Below are 15,993 nucleotides of genomic sequence, written 5' to 3'. Positions count from 1 at the left end.
GATTTGTGCTGGGGCGCGCGCATTGGGGGCAGGGGCTGGGCAGCGAGGCCGCGCGCGAAGTGCTTCGCTACGCCTTCGAAACCCTGGCGCTCGAACGGGTGACGGCTGAGGCGGCGACGCGCAACGTCGCGTCGCTGCGGATCCTGGCGAAGCTCGGCTTCGACCATGTCGAGAGCTTCATCGATGAGTCCGACGGTGAGCACTGCGAGCGCTTCGTGCTCGACGCAGACGTCGGAACGTCACTGTTGGCGGGCGATGCGATGCCAGGCTGCTAGGCTTTGAGGCATCCGCCGAGGGATGATCCCTGGATCGCGTGGGCTTTCCGCGGTTCAGGGCAGATCAGATCATCGGCGCCTCAAAGGCCACGAAAATGATGCCGGCCAGCATCCGTCCGCGCCTCGCAAGCACTGGCCCATGGACCAGCCTGACGAGGTGCCGGCGTCGAGCGCATATCCGCCGCGACAAGATCACCAGTCAAGGCGATCAGTGCCCGGCCCGCCGCCGAAAGCCAGTGCGGTGAGGCTGGCGAGGCGGCGTGGGATGACGAGACCCGATACGTATTCAACTCCCTTGCGACGCATCGCCCCGGATGCTCGTCATCCCTATTCAGCTTAGCCCTTGGCGCTCGGCAAAGGCGTATTGAGGAGCTGCTGCTCCCAAAGATACGCGATGCCGCTGCCGCCGAAGTGCTGGATGAGTATCTCGGTCAGATCCTCGACATGCTCGGTGCGCGCCCAATCGCGTTGCCATTCGCCAGCGAGCGCCATCACGGTCATCACGTTCGCGCCGGCCGCGATCATCCGCTGGATGGCAACTTCGTGAGACTCCTTCGAAATGCCGCCCGACGCGTCGGTGATCACGGTCACGTCCCAGCCTTCACCGGCGGCCTGGATCACGGGCATTGCGACGCAGACCTCGGTCCACAGGCCGGCGATGATCAGCTGCTTGCGGCCGGTCGCCTTGACGACGTTCACCACATTCTCGTCCTGCCAGGTGTTCACCCAGGTGCGATCGACGACTTCCTGGTCCGGAAATACGTCGGTGATCTGCTTAAAGAGAAGTCCACCGCGCGCCGCGATCACGCTGGTGAGAATGGTCGGAACATTGAAGGCTTTTGCCAGCTTCGCCAGCGCGGTCGTGTTGTTGACCACCATGTGCGGATCGTGGCTGTTCAGGTTTGCGAGCTGATAAGGTTGGTGATCGATCAGAACGAGGACCGAGTCTTCAGGACGAAGAAGCGAATCAAGGCCGTTGCGAGGGGTCATCAAGACTTCCTTTCTCTGCCGCCATGGACGGCACTGGGTTCACGGGAGACATGCGCCAGCGGGCGGCGTTGCCTGGACGCAATTTGCTGTTCCTCTTGGTGATGCGGTAGTGCCATGGTCAGGCATACTGTGTTGCGAAATGAGGAACGCCGGAATGGACATTGAAGATCTGCAGACATTCGTCGTAGTGGCCGATGCAGGGGGCGTATCGGCCGCCGCGCGCCGGCTCGGCGTTTCCAAGTCAATCGTCAGTCGGCGGCTCTTTCGGGTTGAAGCGGAACTTGGCGTTCAGCTTCTTGCACGAACGACCCGGGGTGCGGCGCTTACGGAAGCGGGGATCACGTTCAGGGATCATGCGGCACGCGCCAGCGCCGAGATCGACACGGCCAGGGAAACGATCCTCCCAACCGGAGAACTGCGCGGCCGCCTGAGGGTTGCCATGCCGCTTTCTTTCGGCCCGACCCACTTCGCTCCGGTGCTTGCGGAAATGGCGCAACACCACCCGCAACTCCACATCCATAGCTCCTACAGCGACCGCTTCGTCGATCTGATCGCCGAAGGTTTCGATTGCGCGATCCGGGTTGGCTACCTTCAGGACTCCAACCTGATCGCGAAGCGCGTCGGGCCGATCTATGGAAAGCTTGTCGCAAGCCCGGATTACATCAAGGCGCACGGTTCACCTGAGAAGGTAGAGCAACTCGTCGACCATCAGGCCCTCATGCAAGGAACGGAAGCCTGGCAGTTCGTGGATGGCGACAAGATTGTCACGGCTCAGCCGCAGGGCAGGTTCAAGGCCGACAACGCTACGGCGCTTGCCGCTGCCGCGGCGGCTGGACTCGGCATCGCCTGGCTCCCCGACTGCATCACGCACGAATATGTGGCCTCCGGCGCACTCGTTGCGGTGATGACGCGCTATCCCCCGCCTTCGGCAGGCGTGTATGTCGTCCGGCCGCCGGGTAGGCACCCAACACGGAAAGTCCGGGTCCTCATCGAAATGCTGATCGAGTATTTCGCACGACATCCAGACGTTTGGGGTCTCGACCGCTAAAGCACGAACGAGGCGGAACCCTTCAACAATTGCGTTCGCTTATTAAAATCAATCACACGTGGCGGCGGCCTCAAGCGCTTCGGCGCGGGCAGGTTGGCGCAAATCCGCGATCCGTCGAACGGATGCGTAAAACCTCGGATAATCGCCGGAGCACAGGTCCAACAGGCGAATGAACGCCGGAACCTGCTCGCCGTAGACGGCAGTCGCGGCGAGCTTTGCGTTGTTGATCGGGGCATCGAACCAGGCATCGTATCCCCGGTATCCGGCCCAGCGTCTGTCGCGCGTTTTCCGGTAGCGCATCCGCAGCCTGTCGAGCGTGGCTGCCTTTTCAGCCGCCATCTCCTCGGGGCTACGGGAGCTTTGATAGACCTGCCTCAACTCGTCGCGGGTTTTTGACACCAGTGCGAGAAAGTCGGCGCTGCGCCTGCGATCGGCTTCGTAGCGGCGCAAGCCGGCGCGGTCGCCGGTCGCGCGCAGCCATTTTCTTGTCCCGGTGGTTTCGACGGCAACCGCGAAAGCCTCGTTGAATGCGGAATCGCCGTTCACATAGAGGCGCTGATGCGCCAGTTCATGAAAGATGAGGCTGGCGAGATAGGTGTCGTCCTGACGCAGCATGGTGCTGAGCAGCGGGTCACTGGACCAGCCCAGCGTGGAATAGGCGGTGACGCCGGAGACATAGACGTCCAGCCCCCGTTCATGAAGTGCGGCAGCGCTTTCCGTCGCGGATTTCCGGTCGAAGTAACCCCGGTAGGGAACGCATCCAAAAACCGGAAAGCACCATGTTGTTGGCGTCAGCGAAAATTGCGGGGCGGCAAAGACGGCCCAGGTCACGGCGTCCCGGTGGATGTCGACATAGCTGCGATAGCTGCTGTTTTCGGGCAGTGCCAGTTCGTCCGTGGCGAACCGCCTGATCGCGCTCGCCGACGTCAACCTGGTGCGCAAGGCCTGTGGGGTCGAAGGAGCCTGGATCAGTTTTCCAACGTCTTCGCGCGCGGCCATGATCCGCACATGACCCTCCAGCGATTGCGCGTAATAGGAAATGCTGGTGCAGCCGCTGACTGCGGACGCCATGACCACCGCGGCAAACAATCGAAAAACGCGCTTCACTTCTTCCCCGCCGCTTCGTCACTTGCCCATGGAGCATATGTGCGGCGGACCGTCCACTGGGCATGGCCTCGAAGCTGGCGGCCGGCTGCCGGCCTCAGGCCATATGGCTGCCATGCAACCACCCTCTGCTTGCACCTAGAAGCAGACATCGCCGTCTGCAATGTTGTGCCTCTCGGTTGCGCAATCTCGACCGCAGATATCGGCTTCACCTAGTCCTGAAGCAGATATCGTCGGGATCGATATGGAGGAGGTAGTCACTGATGCCGACGTTAGGAATACTATCCTGGCCGCCTCCCTAACTATTAACCTACTTCAAGCAAACAACGAGAGCCGTAAAAGCTTTGGCGCGATCTGCGAGGTCTTCAGGCTTCAGCACATTCGATTGATCGCCGACGGAATATGAAATGCCATTCGATTTCAGAAAGCTTGTTATGATCTCAGACTTTATCGCAAAATTGATATTTTCAGCGATGTCATTGGTTACTGAAGCCATCCTGATCGCGTTGAATTTGGCCTGAACAATGCCGACAACATTGCCGGACAGATCCAAAAGCGGCCCGCCACTGTTGCCGGGCTGGACGGGCGCCGAAATCTGCAAATGCCTGCTGTCATCGCCCAAGCCTGACGTCGCTGTCACATTTCCCAAGGTGAAGTTTCCGCCACTGGACAGGATGCCATTGAGCGGAAACCCAAACACTGCGATCCCTTCACCCAGCCGGGCGCTTTCACGTATCGAAACAGCGGTCATGCCTGGATTGTGCGTGTCGAGAACGGCCAGATCGTTTGCAGGGTCACGAGCTATCAGGTTTGCTGGCAACGTCGCATTGTGAAATTGCACTGCTATGGTCTTGCATTCATGAACCACATGCTCGTTCGTCACCAACTGGCCCGAGGGCGTCACAAAGAAGCCGGATCCGGTATCGCCAGTGAGGCTTTCGGCTTGGTCAGCGCCATTTCCTTCGGGCGGGGCTGGCGAGACAGCTTGCTGTGGTGCGGGAGGCGGTTCAACCGAAGGCGCTGGCGGAGGGTTGGCGGAGGCGCTGGTGGTGGCTCCCACCAAGGCGCTTGGCGGAACGCGCTCTTGCAACAGCTCGACATTCGCTCGAAACAGATCGGACATCACGGTTGAAAGGCGCTCGCCGTGAAGCGGTGAGTCGGCTTGCCAACTGATCGTGAAGCCGATGAGGCCCCCTAACGCAGCCTCGTATCTGGCATAGGTGTTCCGATTGTTATCGAGGAAGTTCAAGGCGAAGAACCGGGATTTTTTCACCTTGTAGACAATTTGATACTGTCCGGCATACCTCAAGAGCGAGTCATAACTCGCTGTAAGGTTGCTCCCGGGGTAATAGTCAAAGGAGATCGCGATCCCTGAGCTGGAAGCGAAGCTGTACCCCGATTTGGTCGGAATCTGACTCAGTCCAATGCCGGCAGGAACCCAAAGCCGTGAGGCAGCCGCGGGGTGTGAAATCTCCTTCAGCCCCCATTGCTGCAGCAACGGCGAAGCGGCCTGTGCCAGAAAGCCTTGCGTTTCCTGGGTCGGCGAACCCGTGACAGGGAGGTGATTGTCCGTTTGAAAGCTCTGGATCGCCTCGAAGAGGCGTCTGCCAAAATGGTCATTGCTCACGGCAGGCCAGTATCCGGCCACGCCTAGCAGCATCTGGAACTGGTAGCGTGTTTCAAGCGGCATGCTTTCAAATGCCGTCCGCGCTGCATTGTAGTCCGCCGGCGTCGACGCTGCGCTGCCAGGCCCATCCGTGACGTTGGGGAGTGGGGTGTAGCGCAACTCCTTGAGAAGTTTTAGCAGAGCCGTGGGGAAAGGGATTTTCCGCACCAGATCAGGCGGACATCCTTCTACCGCGCCACCGTTCGCGCACGTCTCAGGGCCAAAATCCGAGATAGCGGTATAACTCGTCGTCATGCGGGACCACGCCTGGGCGCCCTGCTCCACGAGAATCTTCGAAGCCACCCACCCAGCCAGGAAGCCATTTGAATGCCAGAGATCTGGTTGTCGTCTGGCGGCATACTCAAGTTGGTTCGCGTGCTGAACTAAGCGATGCTGCATCGCCGGTCGATCCGTGGCGTCGATCAATCCGCCGTCAACAAACTTGCTGATCCGGATCGGAGAAAAAGAGTCCGCATACGAGCTGAAAGCGTAGAGGAAGTGATTGTCGGAATTGATCAGTTCGGCATTGCCATCACCGTCGACGTCCTCAAGCCCGTATCCGCCTCCGTCGAGATCTTCTCCCTTGGCCAATTGCCACGTATTGGAGGGGGTCTTTCCGATAAGAACCGTTTTGACACAGCAATGGGCGCCGCCAGTGAATGTCGTGATCACAATCTGTGGCTTACTCGACGTTTTATCGAGCCAGACAATATTGGCACTGAGAACAGCCGAAGGCATCGCATATTCGTCTGACCCGATGAAGCTGAAGGCCGCCTTGTCACCCTCCCAGACGCTGACCACCGGCACCGACATGTCGCCATGCGGCGCGGCACTGAGATCAACCCGAATGTCCTGGTACGGGACGCTCGTGGCCGCGCCAGCCTTGTAGTTACCGCTCGCGAGAATAGGCGACGAAAAACTCCAGGTCTTTCGCTCAAACTCGGATCCGGATGAAAGATAGGCATCAACGGGCAACGAGTCCCATTTCGTAATCTGTGCCTTGGCATCCGCGATGTTTCGCGCACTGACCGGGCCGGTAACCACCGTGTAGGAGCCATTCCTAGCCTGAAGAACTTGCGCCCCTTGTGTGAGCCCGCCGTAGCTCCTGGCGACGCCAATTGCGATGTCCGGGTCTGGGGTAGCCGCGAGGATCACCCAATGCATGGATGCGTTCAGACGGAGCGTCTCCGCGTGGCTCGGAAGCGTGCAAAGAAGCATCAGGACGGAGAGGCCAGCCGCCACGGCGAAGATTGTTTGCCTGAACATGATCTCACCCGAACCCACACGCATTCGTAAAACTGCCCCAACGTATCCTTTGCCGTTGCGGTCATTTTGGCAATCGCTTGCTGCTCAACGATCGCTTTGCGCGTGCAGAGGCCTGATTCAGTTCGGGAGACCTGAGTCATGCATTAAGCAGTTCATTTGGAGAAGCCAGTTCGTTCCCTTGTCGAAAGACTGGTTCATACAAGCAACCTAATAGATGATGTTCTTCTTTTGTTCTAATGCCGCCATTCTGCCGCACCTTGCGCTCATCTCCTGCTTTGGACCAACCGCGTTGAATGTCTGCATTCTCGACCGTCCTTACCAGAACCGGCGGGTCCGCTGACGGCCCCATATTGGCGGGGTCATATCCAGACGCCATCACCAAATCTCGCGCACCGCTGACTCTTTTCCCGATCCTCAAACGTCTTAGCTACAGTGAAACACTGGAGCAGGATCCAATGAGCCTCAAGGGCAGGAAAATCGTGGTCACCGGCGGCAGCCGGGGGCTTGGCCTCGGCCTGGTCGAAGCGCTGGTCGGGCAGGGCGCCGAGGTGACCGTTGTCGCGCGGGGCGCCGAGGCGCTGGAAGCGGTTGAGGCGCGGCTTGGGGTCGCCACCATTGCGGCCGATGTCACGGACGAGGACGCGGCCTATCGCATTCTGGGCGAGGTGCGGCCTGACATAGTGGTGCTCAATGCCGGTGCAACGCCGCGCATGGGGCGGCTGGACGAGTTGAAGTGGGAGGATTTCTCCGTCGCCTGGGAGACCGACGTCAAGGCCGGGCTCTACTGGCTGCAGGCGGCGCTGAACCTGCCGCTCAAGCCGGGCAGCCGGGTGCTGGTCGGGTCGAGCGGCGCCGCCGTCACCGGATCGCAGATGTCGGGCGGTTATGGCGGCTCCAAGCGTATGCTGTGGTTCATGGCCAAATACGCCAATGGCGTGGCGCAAGAGAAAGGCCTCGGCATACGCTTCCAGGCGATCCTGCCCCGCCAGATGATCCTCGGCACCGGGATCGGCGATGCGGCCGCCGGCGCCTATGCCGGCTCGATCGGCATCACGCCGGAACAATTCGTCGCCCGCTTCGGCGCGCCGATGCCGCCCCGGGCGTTCGGCGACAGGGTCGTCTCGCTGCTGGAGGACCCGGCCTATGCCGAGGGCGTCGTCTTCGGCCTCAGCGGCGACGCGGGCGTGACGATCATGGAGGGCGCTGGTCCTTGAGCGACGGAAAGCCAGCCGTGGAGCGCGACCGGCGGGAGGGGCTGCTTGCCCTTGCCGCCGCGCTGCGGCCGGAACTGCACCGCTATTGCGCCCGCCTGATGGGATCGGTCATCGACGGCGAGGATGTCGTGCAGGATACGTTCGCCCGCGCCTTCGTGGCGCTCGACGAGTTGTGCGAGGTGCCGCAGCTGAGGCCCTGGCTGTTCAGGATCGCCCACAACCGGGCGCTCGACCTGTCGCGCAGCCGCGCGATCCGCGTGGCCGAGCCGATCGAGGCGGCGCTTGACATTGCCGACGCGGCCGACCCGGTGGAGATGCTGATGCGCAGGCAAGCCGTGCAAACCGCCGTGTCGCGCTTCGCGGAGCTTCCCGTGCCGCAACGCAGCGTCGTCATCCTCAGGGATGTGCTCGACGAGCCGCTGGCCGACATCGCCGCCTTGCTTGGCACCACGGTGGATGCGGTGAAGGGGCATCTGGCGCGCGGCCGTGCCCGGCTTCGGCAGATCAACGCGCAGGCCGATCCGCGTCCCGATGCGCGCATCGCCTCCGCCGCTATCGTGCGCTACGTCAACATGTTCAACCAGCGCGACTGGGACGGCTTGCGCGCGCTGCTTGCCGACGATGTGAGGCTCCACCAGTCGATGCACCCGCCGCGCGCGGGCGCCGCCGACGTCGGCATGTTCTTCACGATCTACGCCAAGAGCGACGGCTTGTGGCTCAGGCCGGCATGGGTCGAGGGCCGCGAGGTGATCGCGGTGTTTGAAGACCGGACCGACGCGAAGCCGAATCACTTCATGTGGCTGGAATGGCGCGAAGGCCGGATCAGCTTCATTCGCGACTACCGCTACGTCCGCTACGTTCTCGACGACGCGGACCTGGTGCTGGCAAGGGAAGCCGGAGCTTCCCGTGGTGGCGGCGGACGCTGACAGGCGACAGCCGGTCGCGGGCCGGATCGACGCCTGACGGCGGCGGGCGCGGGCCGCCGCGTCAAGGCGAGGCGTCGTGCCTTCACGACGGGATGAGGGTGGAGACCTCGCGGTCGGACGGCCGCTCGCTGGCGGCCAGCCCGGCGGCGACGCCGGCGCGGTCGGCGGCGTTGCGGTTCTGGCTCATCTTGCGCTTGCCTTCGAGCCTCATGACCGGCATGCGCAGGCCGACAATGCCGCGAAGCTGCGACTGGATGAAGTCGGGCGGCGCGTCCGACACCGCCCAGCGCGGCGCATCGCGTGCACCCTCATGCAGGTTGGTCAACCGGGTGACGACCTCCAGCAGCCTGTCCGCATCGTCGAAGAACTCGACCGGCCCGTAGGCGTGAACGGCCGCGTAGTTCCAGGTCGGCACGACCTTGCCGGTTTCCTGCTTGGTCGCGTACCAGGACGGCGTCACATAGGCGTCCGGTCCCATGAAGACGGCAAGCCCGTCGCCGATGAGCGGAACGCGCCACTGCGGATTGGCCCTGGCCAGATGGCCATGGATGACGCCGTGCTCACCCTCCGTCTCGTCGAGAAAAAGCGGCAGGGGGCTGGCCAGCGGCCCATCCGCCGTGGCGGTGACCAGGTTTGCCAGACGCGCGGCGCGGATCGTCGCCATGAGGCTGTCCCTGTCGTCGTCGCGGAAGGCGGGCGGCGTGTACATGGTCGAACTCCTTGCGTTGCAGCCACAGATGCCAGACAATCTGGCCTGTTGGAATATCCAGTTTCGAAGAGTTGAGGTGGTCCAGTTGAATGCGGACGGAGCCGCGCGCCGCATCGTCGCGGCCATCAAGGAGCAGATCCACGGCGGCGCCTATCAGCCTGGCGACCGTCTGCCGTCGACCCGGGTCTTCGCCGCCGAATGGGGTGCGTCGCGCACGACGGTGACGGCGGCCTACAGCCAGCTCATCGCCGAGGGGTATCTGATCTCGCGGGCAGGGGCGCGCGCTGAAGTGGCGCAGGGGCTGGGGGCCACGGTGGCGCCCAAACCCGCCATCGCGGCCGCGCCCCGTCACCTCTCGGCCTTCGCGCAGCGCCTGCTCGGCCTGCCGGTGCCAGCCCTGATGCAGCCGGCGCGGGTCGCGGATTTCCGCTATGGCGACCTGTCGGGCGCCGACTTTCCGGTTCTGGCCTGGCGGCGCGCGATGAACAGGGCCAGCGTGCGGCGCGGCGCGCGGCTGGCCTATGGCGATCCGCAGGGCTCGGCCGAGCTGCGCGCCGCGCTGCAAGGCTATCTGTGGCGGGCGCGCGGCATCTCCTGCACGCCGGACCGGATCGTGATCGTCAACGGTTCGCAGCAAGGGCTCGATCTCTGCGCCCGGCTGCTGCTCGATACGGGCGACCGCTTCGTCATCGAAAACCCCGGCTATTTGCTTGCCCGCCAGGCCTTCGCGGCGGCGGGCGGTGTCGCCACGCCCATTGCCGTCGACGGCGACGGGCTGAGGACGGACGCGCTGCCGCCGGCGCGGCTCGCCTATGTGACGCCCTCGCACCAGTTTCCGCTCGGCGGCGTCCTGTCGGCGACGCGCCGGCGCGCGCTGCTGGCCTGGGCGGCGCGGGAAGGCGCCTATGTCATCGAGGACGACTACGACAGCGAATACCGCTACGACGTCGCCCCCATCCCGCCGCTGCGGACGCTGGACGCGGACATGGTCATCTATGCCGGCACGCTGTCCAAGACGCTGTCGCCGACGCTGCGGCTCGGCTATCTCGTCGTTCCCGCTGGCCTGCGCCAGGCGTTCAGCGCGGCCAAGCGCCTGACGGACCGGCACTCGCCGCTGCTGGAGCAAGACGCGCTGGCCGATATGCTGGCCAGCGGCGCCTATGAGCGCCATGTGCGTGCCATCCGCAGGAAGAACGCCGAGCGAAGGGCGCTGCTGCTGCGGGCGCTGGCGGACAAGCTCGGCCAATCGGTCACCATCGAGGGCGCCGATACGGGACTGCATCTGGTCATCTGGGTGAACGGCGTCGGCGCCGATCGCGTTGCCTCGATCGTCACGGCCGCGCAGGCCGCCGGGATCGGCCTCCATCCGGTGACGCCGCTCTACGACCCGGCTGGGCCACAGCCGGCCGTGGCGGGGTTCATCCTCGGCTATGCCGGGCTCCACGTGGATGGCTTGCGGCAGGGCGTGGCGGTGCTGGCCACGGTGCTGGCCGGGTTCCGCTGAAATCAGCCGAGAAGGTTGCGCGCCGTGCGCATGAAGATCTTCGAGCCGATCGGAATCAGGTCGTCGGGAAAGTCATAGTCGGGATTGTGCAGGGCGGGGTGGCGTTCGCCGGCGCCGAGGAAGAACATCGCCGAGGAGGCGCTGTGGCCGAACAGGCCGAAATCTTCCGAGGCGCGCATCGGCAGGGCTTCCTCGCCATGCGTGACGCTCTCTTCGTCGAGGGCGCGCCGCAGATGCTCGACCGCGTCGGGCGCGTTGACGCTGGCGACGAAGATCTCGTGATAGTCCCAACTGGCGGAGAGGCGGTGCCGGCCGGCAATCTCCTTGACCAGCGTTTCGGCGGCGGCGCAGAGGTCCGCCATGCGCTCGTCGCGGCGGGTGCGCAGCGTCGCCCAGACCTCGGCATGGGCAGGCGCGATGCCGAACACGGCTTCGCCCATCCGCGCATGGGTGACGGTGACCATGGAGAAGTCGTCATCGGCGAAGGTCGCGCGGCCGAGCGCGGGCAGAGCCGGCATCAGTTCCGAGATCGCCGGCATGGGCGAGGTTCCGGTCTCGGGCATGGAGGAGTGCGCGGTCTTGCCTTCCAGCACGATGCGCATGCCGCGCGAGGCGCAGTTGACCACGCCGGGCTTGAGCCTGACCTCGCCGAACGGCACGCCGGGCAGATTGTGCAGCGAGAAGGCGAAATCCGGCGCGATCTCGCCGAAGCGCGGATCGGCGACGACGCCGGCCGCGCCATTGCCGGTTTCCTCCGCCGGCTGGAACATCAGCACGACGCGGCCGCTGGCCGGCCGCTCGCGGCCGAACTGGCGGCCAAGGGCTGCCAGGATCGCCGTGTGTCCGTCATGGCCACACATATGCGATTTGCCCGGCACTTGCGAGGCATGTGGCACGCCCGACAGTTCCTGGATCGGCAGCGCGTCGATTTCGGAACGAAACAGGACGGTCGGTCCGTTTTTGCCGCTGTCGTAGACGGCCGCGACGCCGTGCCCGCCCAGCCCGGTCAGCACCTTGTCCGGCCCGGTGTCGGCGAGGAAGGCGACGACCGCTTCAGCCGTCTTCTCCTCCTCGTTCGAGATTTCCGGCTGCCGGTGCAGCTTGCGCCGCCACTCGGTCAGTTCGACAATGTCGCGATTGGTCAGGGTCATGGTTTTCGCGCCTCCGCTGCATTCCCGTGCTAGCGATAAACGGCCGTGCCGGCCACGGTCCAACTTCCGGGCTTTGGCGGGCCAGAAACCTTCGCACCCGTTATTTCACGCGGTTGGGGCAGAGCGCCTTGAACGGGTCCAGCGTGTAGTCTTAACCGGAAGCTCCTCCCTTTGGCCGGGAGGATCGGCGCCCGACAAGGCGCGGTCAAGACCCGTTGCACCGGCGCATCTTGCCATCTGGCCCAATCGCCTTGGCGTACGAACCGGATGGTCATTATGAGACGATTGTTTATAACGGTCGCTGAAATCGCCATACCAAGGGGAGACGATGCGCTACATACGTCCGCTTTCAATCGAAGACGCCGTCGGCCAACTGGCCGGATCGGCCGGCCCGGCCGCCATCCTTGCCGGAGGCAGTGACCTCCTGGTGAGGATGAAGGGCGGCTTTGTCGAACCCGAACTGATCATCGACATCAAGTCGATCGCCGGCTTGCGCGACATCAGGGAAACCGCCGAGGGCTTCAGCATCGGTGCCGCTGTGCCTTGCGCCGTGCTGGGCGAGAACGCCGGGCTGAAGAAGGCGTGGCCAGGCGTCGTCGAGGCGGCGAAGCTGATCGGCTCCAAGCAGGTGCAGGGACGCTGCACGATTGTTGGCAATCTGTGCAACGCCTCGCCGGCGGCCGACAGCGTGCCGGCGCTGGTGGCGGCAGGTGCGAAGGCAGTGGTCGTCGGCCCGTCGGGCAAGCGCACCATTGCCGTCGAGACCGTGCCGACCGCACCGGGCCGGACATCGCTCGCCAAGGGCGAGATCATCGAGGCGATCCTGCTCGGCAGCCAAGCGCCGCGCTCGGCCGACGCCTATCTCAGGTTCATTCCACGCACGGAGATGGACATCGCCGTGGTCAGCGCCGGCGTCAACCTGACGCTGGACGGGGCGGGCGTCGTGACGGCGGCCCGCGTGGCCATCGGCGCCGCGGCGCCGACCGTGCTTCTGGTGGAAGAAGGGGCCGAGGCCCTGATCGGCCGCAAGCTCGACGAAGCAGCGCTGGAGCGGCTGGCCAAGGTCTGCGCCGGGGCCTGCCGGCCCATCGACGACAAGCGCGGCACAATCGAATTCAGGCGCAAGGTTGCGGGCGTGCTGGCCGGGCGGGCCGCACAGACCGCCTATGCACGTGCAGGAGGCAAATGATGGCTGGCGTAGCGGTTTCAACCACGATCAACGGCGACACGATTGAATATCTCTGCCAGCCCGACGAGACGCTGCTCGACGTGTTGCGCGACCGGCTCGGGCTGACCGGCGCCAAGGAAGGCTGCGGCACGGGCGACTGCGGCGCCTGCAGCGTCATCCTCGACGACCGGCTGGTCTGTTCGTGCCTGGTGCTCGGCGCGGAAGCGGAAGGCCGCCGCATCGAGACGGTCGAGGGCATGGCGCATGGCGACAAGCTGCACCCGCTGCAGCAGAAGTTCCTGGAGCATGCGGCGCTGCAATGCGGCATCTGCACGCCCGGCTTCCTGATCGCGGCCAAGGACCTCTTGGCCAAGAACCCCGACCCGACCGAGGAGGAAATCCGCTTCGGCCTGGCCGGCAATCTCTGCCGCTGCACCGGCTATGACAAGATCGTGCGTGCCGTCCAGGACGCGGCAATCGTGATGAAGGGAGCCTGAGATGAATTTCGATCCGCGTTTTTCGGGGCGTAAATTCGCTTCCGTCGGCACGCGCCCGATCCGTCCCGACGGCGTCGACAAGGTGACCGGCCGCGCCCGCTACGGCGCCGACTTCAACATGGCCGGCCAGCTGGTCGGCCGCGTGCTGCGCAGCCCGCACGCGCATGCCAAGATCAGGAAGATCGACACCTCGAAGGCGGAAGCGCTTGCGGGCGTCAAGGCGGTGATCACGGCGAAAGACCTGCCCGATCTCACCGATGGCGATGCCGCCATGTACGACATCCTCGACAATTGCATGGCGCGCACCAAGGCGCTCTATGACGGCCATGCGGTGGCGGCTGTCGCGGCGATCGATGCCCACACCGCCAGGCAGGCGCTGAAGCTGATCGTGGTCGACTACGAGGTGCTGCCGCATGTCACGGACGTCGACGAGGCGATGCAGCACCACGCCCCGCTGATCAACGACACGGTCTTCACCGAGGGGCTGGAGGAAAAGCCGGTCAAGCCGTCCAACGTCACCAAGCGCAGCCAGTTCGGCCATGGCGACGTGCATCAGGGTTTCGGCCACGCCGACTTCATCGTCGAGCGCTCGTTCAAGACCGAGCAGACGCACCAGGGCTATATCGAGCCGCATGCCTGCGTGGCCAATGTCAGCTCCGACGGCACGGCGGACCTCTGGGTCTGCACGCAGGGGCATTTCGTCTACCGCCAGCACTGCGCGCAACTGCTCGGCATGGAAGCCTCGAAGCTGCGCGTCACCTCCTCCGAGATCGGCGGCGGCTTCGGCGGCAAGACCCATGTCTGGGCCGAGCCGGTGGCGCTCGCCCTGTCGCGCAAGGCAGGCCGCCCGGTGAAGCTGGTGATGACCCGCGACGAGGTGTTCCGCGCTTCGGGTCCGACCAGCGCCACCTCGATCGACGTCAAGATCGGCGCCCGCAAGGACGGCACCATCACGGCGGCGGAAGCCACGCTGCGCTATTCCGCCGGCCCCTATGCCGGTTCATGGGCCGAGATCGGCGCCATGACGGCGTTCGCCTGCTATAAGCTCGATAACGTCAAGACCGTCGGCTTCGAAGTGCTGGTCAACCGGCCCAAGACCGCCGCCTACCGCGCGCCCTCGGCGCCGATGGCGGCCTTCGCGGTGGAAAGCGCGGTCGACGAGCTCGCCAAGGAGCTCGGCATGGATCCGGTCGAGTTCCGCATCAAAAACGCCGCCCAGGAAGGCACGCGCTCGTCCTACGGCCCGGTCTATGGCCCGATCGGCATCGGCCCGACGCTGGAAGCGGTGAAGGCCCATGCGCACATGAAGGCGCCGCTGAAGAAGAACCAGGGGCGCGGCATGGCCTGCGGCTTCTGGTTCAATTTCGGCGGCCAGACCTGCGTCGACCTGAACATCGGCATGGACGGCTCAGTGTCGCTCGCTGTCGGTACCGTCGATGTCGGTGGTTCCCGCGCCTCGCTGTCGCTGGTGGCGGCGGAGGAACTGGGCATCGACTATGCCCAGCTCAAGGCGGTGGTCGCCGACACGTCGAGCCTCGGCTACAACGACATGACCGACGGCAGCCGCGGCACCTTCTCGTCCTCGATGGCGACCATCTCGGCCGCCCGCAACGCGATCAAGATCCTGCGCGATCGCGCCGCGCAGATGTGGGATATCTCCGTCGACGACGTCGTCTGGGAGCAGGGCCACGCGGTCGCCAAGGGCGAGAAGCACGGCAATCTCGGCAGACTGTCGCTGAAGGAGATCGCGGCCAAGTCGGGCACCACAGGCGGGCCGATCGCCGGCCATAGCGAGCTTGTCGCCGACGGCGCCGGCGTCTCCTTCGCCACACATATATGCGACGTCGAGGTCGACCCCGAGACGGGCGCGACCAGGGTGATCCGCTACACGGTGGTGCAGGATGCCGGCAAGGCGGTGCACCCGACCTATGTCGAGGGCCAGTACCAGGGCGGTGCGGCGCAAGGCATCGGCTGGGCGCTCAACGAGGAGTATATTTACGGCAAGGACGGCCGGCTGCAGAACGCCGGCTTCCTCGACTACCGCATCCCGGTGTGCTCCGACCTGCCGATGATCGACACGCAGATCCTGGAAATCCCCAACCCCAACCACCCCTATGGCGTGCGCGGCGTCGGCGAAACCTCGATCGTACCGCCGCTGGCGGCGATCGCCAACGCGGTGTCGAACGCCGCCGGCGTGCGCATGACCCATATTCCGATGTCGCCGCCACGCATCCTGGCGGCGATCGAGGCGGAACGGGAAGGCTAGGACGAGGCTCCGGCGCGCGATGGTCGAAGTCACGCTCTGGGGCGCGCTCAGCCAGCTCGCCGGCGGGAAGAGCAAGGTCGAGGTCGAGGCCAAGGATATCAGGGAACTGTTCAGGAAACTGGCTGAACAGTATCCCGGGCTCGAGCCTTGGATCGATCGCGGCATTGCGGTCGCGATCGACGGGGTGATTTATCGGGATACCTGGGGGA

The 15,993-nt window shown here is 64.4% G+C and carries 14 protein-coding genes; 9 read left to right on the top strand and 5 right to left on the bottom strand.

Translation table 11 applies throughout. The annotated features are described in order from the left end of the window. A partial coding sequence (locus tag EOA36_RS09155) for a GNAT family N-acetyltransferase (protein ID WP_145969131.1) occupies window positions 1-275 on the top strand: 275 nt, incomplete at its 5' end. Window positions 276-611: 336 nt separating this feature from the next. Here the strand turns inward: EOA36_RS09155 and EOA36_RS09150 are convergent. Beyond that, entirely contained in the window at window positions 612-1,265 is a 654-nt protein-coding gene (locus EOA36_RS09150; RefSeq protein WP_127277016.1) for a hydrolase, read from the bottom strand. Between the two features lie 154 nt (window positions 1,266-1,419). Here EOA36_RS09150 and EOA36_RS09145 point away from each other — a divergent pair, with 154 nt between their 5' ends. After that, window positions 1,420-2,313 carry a LysR family transcriptional regulator gene (locus EOA36_RS09145; RefSeq protein ID WP_127277014.1) on the top strand — a complete coding sequence of 298 codons (894 nt, stop codon included), beginning with the start codon at window positions 1,420-1,422 and terminating at the stop codon, window positions 2,311-2,313. A 48-nt stretch (window positions 2,314-2,361) separates the two neighbouring features. On the opposite strand, the gene EOA36_RS09140 is transcribed toward EOA36_RS09145, so the two are convergent. Together EOA36_RS09140 and EOA36_RS09135 are read right to left on the bottom strand one after the other, a co-directional pair. Next, window positions 2,362-3,420 (bottom strand): aminopeptidase, encoded by a 1,059-nt coding sequence (locus EOA36_RS09140; protein WP_245464300.1) that lies wholly within the window; start codon window positions 3,418-3,420, stop codon window positions 2,362-2,364. A gap of 307 nt (window positions 3,421-3,727) precedes the next feature. Continuing rightward, a complete protein-coding gene (locus tag EOA36_RS09135; protein ID WP_127277012.1) occupies window positions 3,728-6,373 on the bottom strand; it encodes a serine protease in 2,646 nt (881 codons plus the stop codon). A gap of 431 nt (window positions 6,374-6,804) precedes the next feature. Between EOA36_RS09135 and EOA36_RS09130 the strand changes: the two genes are divergently transcribed. Both EOA36_RS09130 and EOA36_RS09125 read left to right on the top strand, forming a co-directional pair. After that, on the top strand, window positions 6,805-7,563 hold the full coding sequence (locus EOA36_RS09130) for an SDR family oxidoreductase (protein WP_127277010.1): 759 nt from the start codon (window positions 6,805-6,807) through the stop codon (window positions 7,561-7,563). Continuing rightward, a complete protein-coding gene (locus EOA36_RS09125) occupies window positions 7,560-8,489 on the top strand; it encodes a sigma-70 family RNA polymerase sigma factor (protein WP_127277008.1) in 930 nt (309 codons plus the stop codon). Before EOA36_RS09130 ends, EOA36_RS09125 begins: the two co-directional genes overlap by 4 nt. An 82-nt stretch (window positions 8,490-8,571) precedes the next feature. Here EOA36_RS09125 and EOA36_RS09120 read toward each other — a convergent pair whose 3' ends face one another. Next, complete coding sequence (locus tag EOA36_RS09120) at window positions 8,572-9,198, bottom strand: FMN-binding negative transcriptional regulator (RefSeq protein WP_127277006.1); 627 nt, start codon at window positions 9,196-9,198, stop codon at window positions 8,572-8,574. Between the two features lie 85 nt (window positions 9,199-9,283). Here EOA36_RS09120 and EOA36_RS09115 point away from each other — a divergent pair, with 85 nt between their 5' ends. Continuing rightward, window positions 9,284-10,702, top strand: a complete 1,419-nt coding sequence (locus EOA36_RS09115; protein ID WP_245464299.1) for a PLP-dependent aminotransferase family protein — start codon at window positions 9,284-9,286, stop codon at window positions 10,700-10,702. A 2-nt stretch (window positions 10,703-10,704) separates the two neighbouring features. Here the strand turns inward: EOA36_RS09115 and EOA36_RS09110 are convergent, their stop codons facing one another. After that, window positions 10,705-11,853, bottom strand: coding sequence for an amidohydrolase (locus EOA36_RS09110; protein ID WP_127277004.1), 1,149 nt, complete (start codon window positions 11,851-11,853; stop codon window positions 10,705-10,707). A gap of 328 nt (window positions 11,854-12,181) precedes the next feature. Between EOA36_RS09110 and EOA36_RS09105 the strand changes: the two genes are divergently transcribed. The 4 genes from EOA36_RS09105 to EOA36_RS09090 form a co-directional block, all read left to right on the top strand. Then, window positions 12,182-13,042 carry a xanthine dehydrogenase family protein subunit M gene (locus EOA36_RS09105; protein WP_127277002.1) on the top strand — a complete coding sequence of 287 codons (861 nt, stop codon included), beginning with the start codon at window positions 12,182-12,184 and terminating at the stop codon, window positions 13,040-13,042. Next, complete coding sequence (locus tag EOA36_RS09100; protein ID WP_127277000.1) at window positions 13,042-13,518, top strand: (2Fe-2S)-binding protein; 477 nt, start codon at window positions 13,042-13,044, stop codon at window positions 13,516-13,518. The genes EOA36_RS09105 and EOA36_RS09100 overlap by 1 nt, the downstream gene beginning before the upstream one ends. A gap of 1 nt (window position 13,519) precedes the next feature. Continuing rightward, on the top strand, window positions 13,520-15,784 hold the full coding sequence (locus tag EOA36_RS09095) for a xanthine dehydrogenase family protein molybdopterin-binding subunit (RefSeq protein ID WP_127276998.1): 2,265 nt from the start codon (window positions 13,520-13,522) through the stop codon (window positions 15,782-15,784). A 19-nt stretch (window positions 15,785-15,803) separates the two neighbouring features. Continuing rightward, window positions 15,804-15,993, top strand: a 190-nt coding sequence (locus EOA36_RS09090; protein WP_127276996.1) for a MoaD/ThiS family protein, incomplete at its 3' end; no start/stop codon positions are given.

Source organism: Mesorhizobium sp. M8A.F.Ca.ET.021.01.1.1 (genome assembly GCF_003998025.1).
GTDB lineage: Bacteria > Pseudomonadota > Alphaproteobacteria > Rhizobiales > Rhizobiaceae > Mesorhizobium.
The sequence above is the reverse complement of the archived record's forward strand: the minus strand, read 5'-3'. Positions and strand labels throughout refer to the sequence as shown.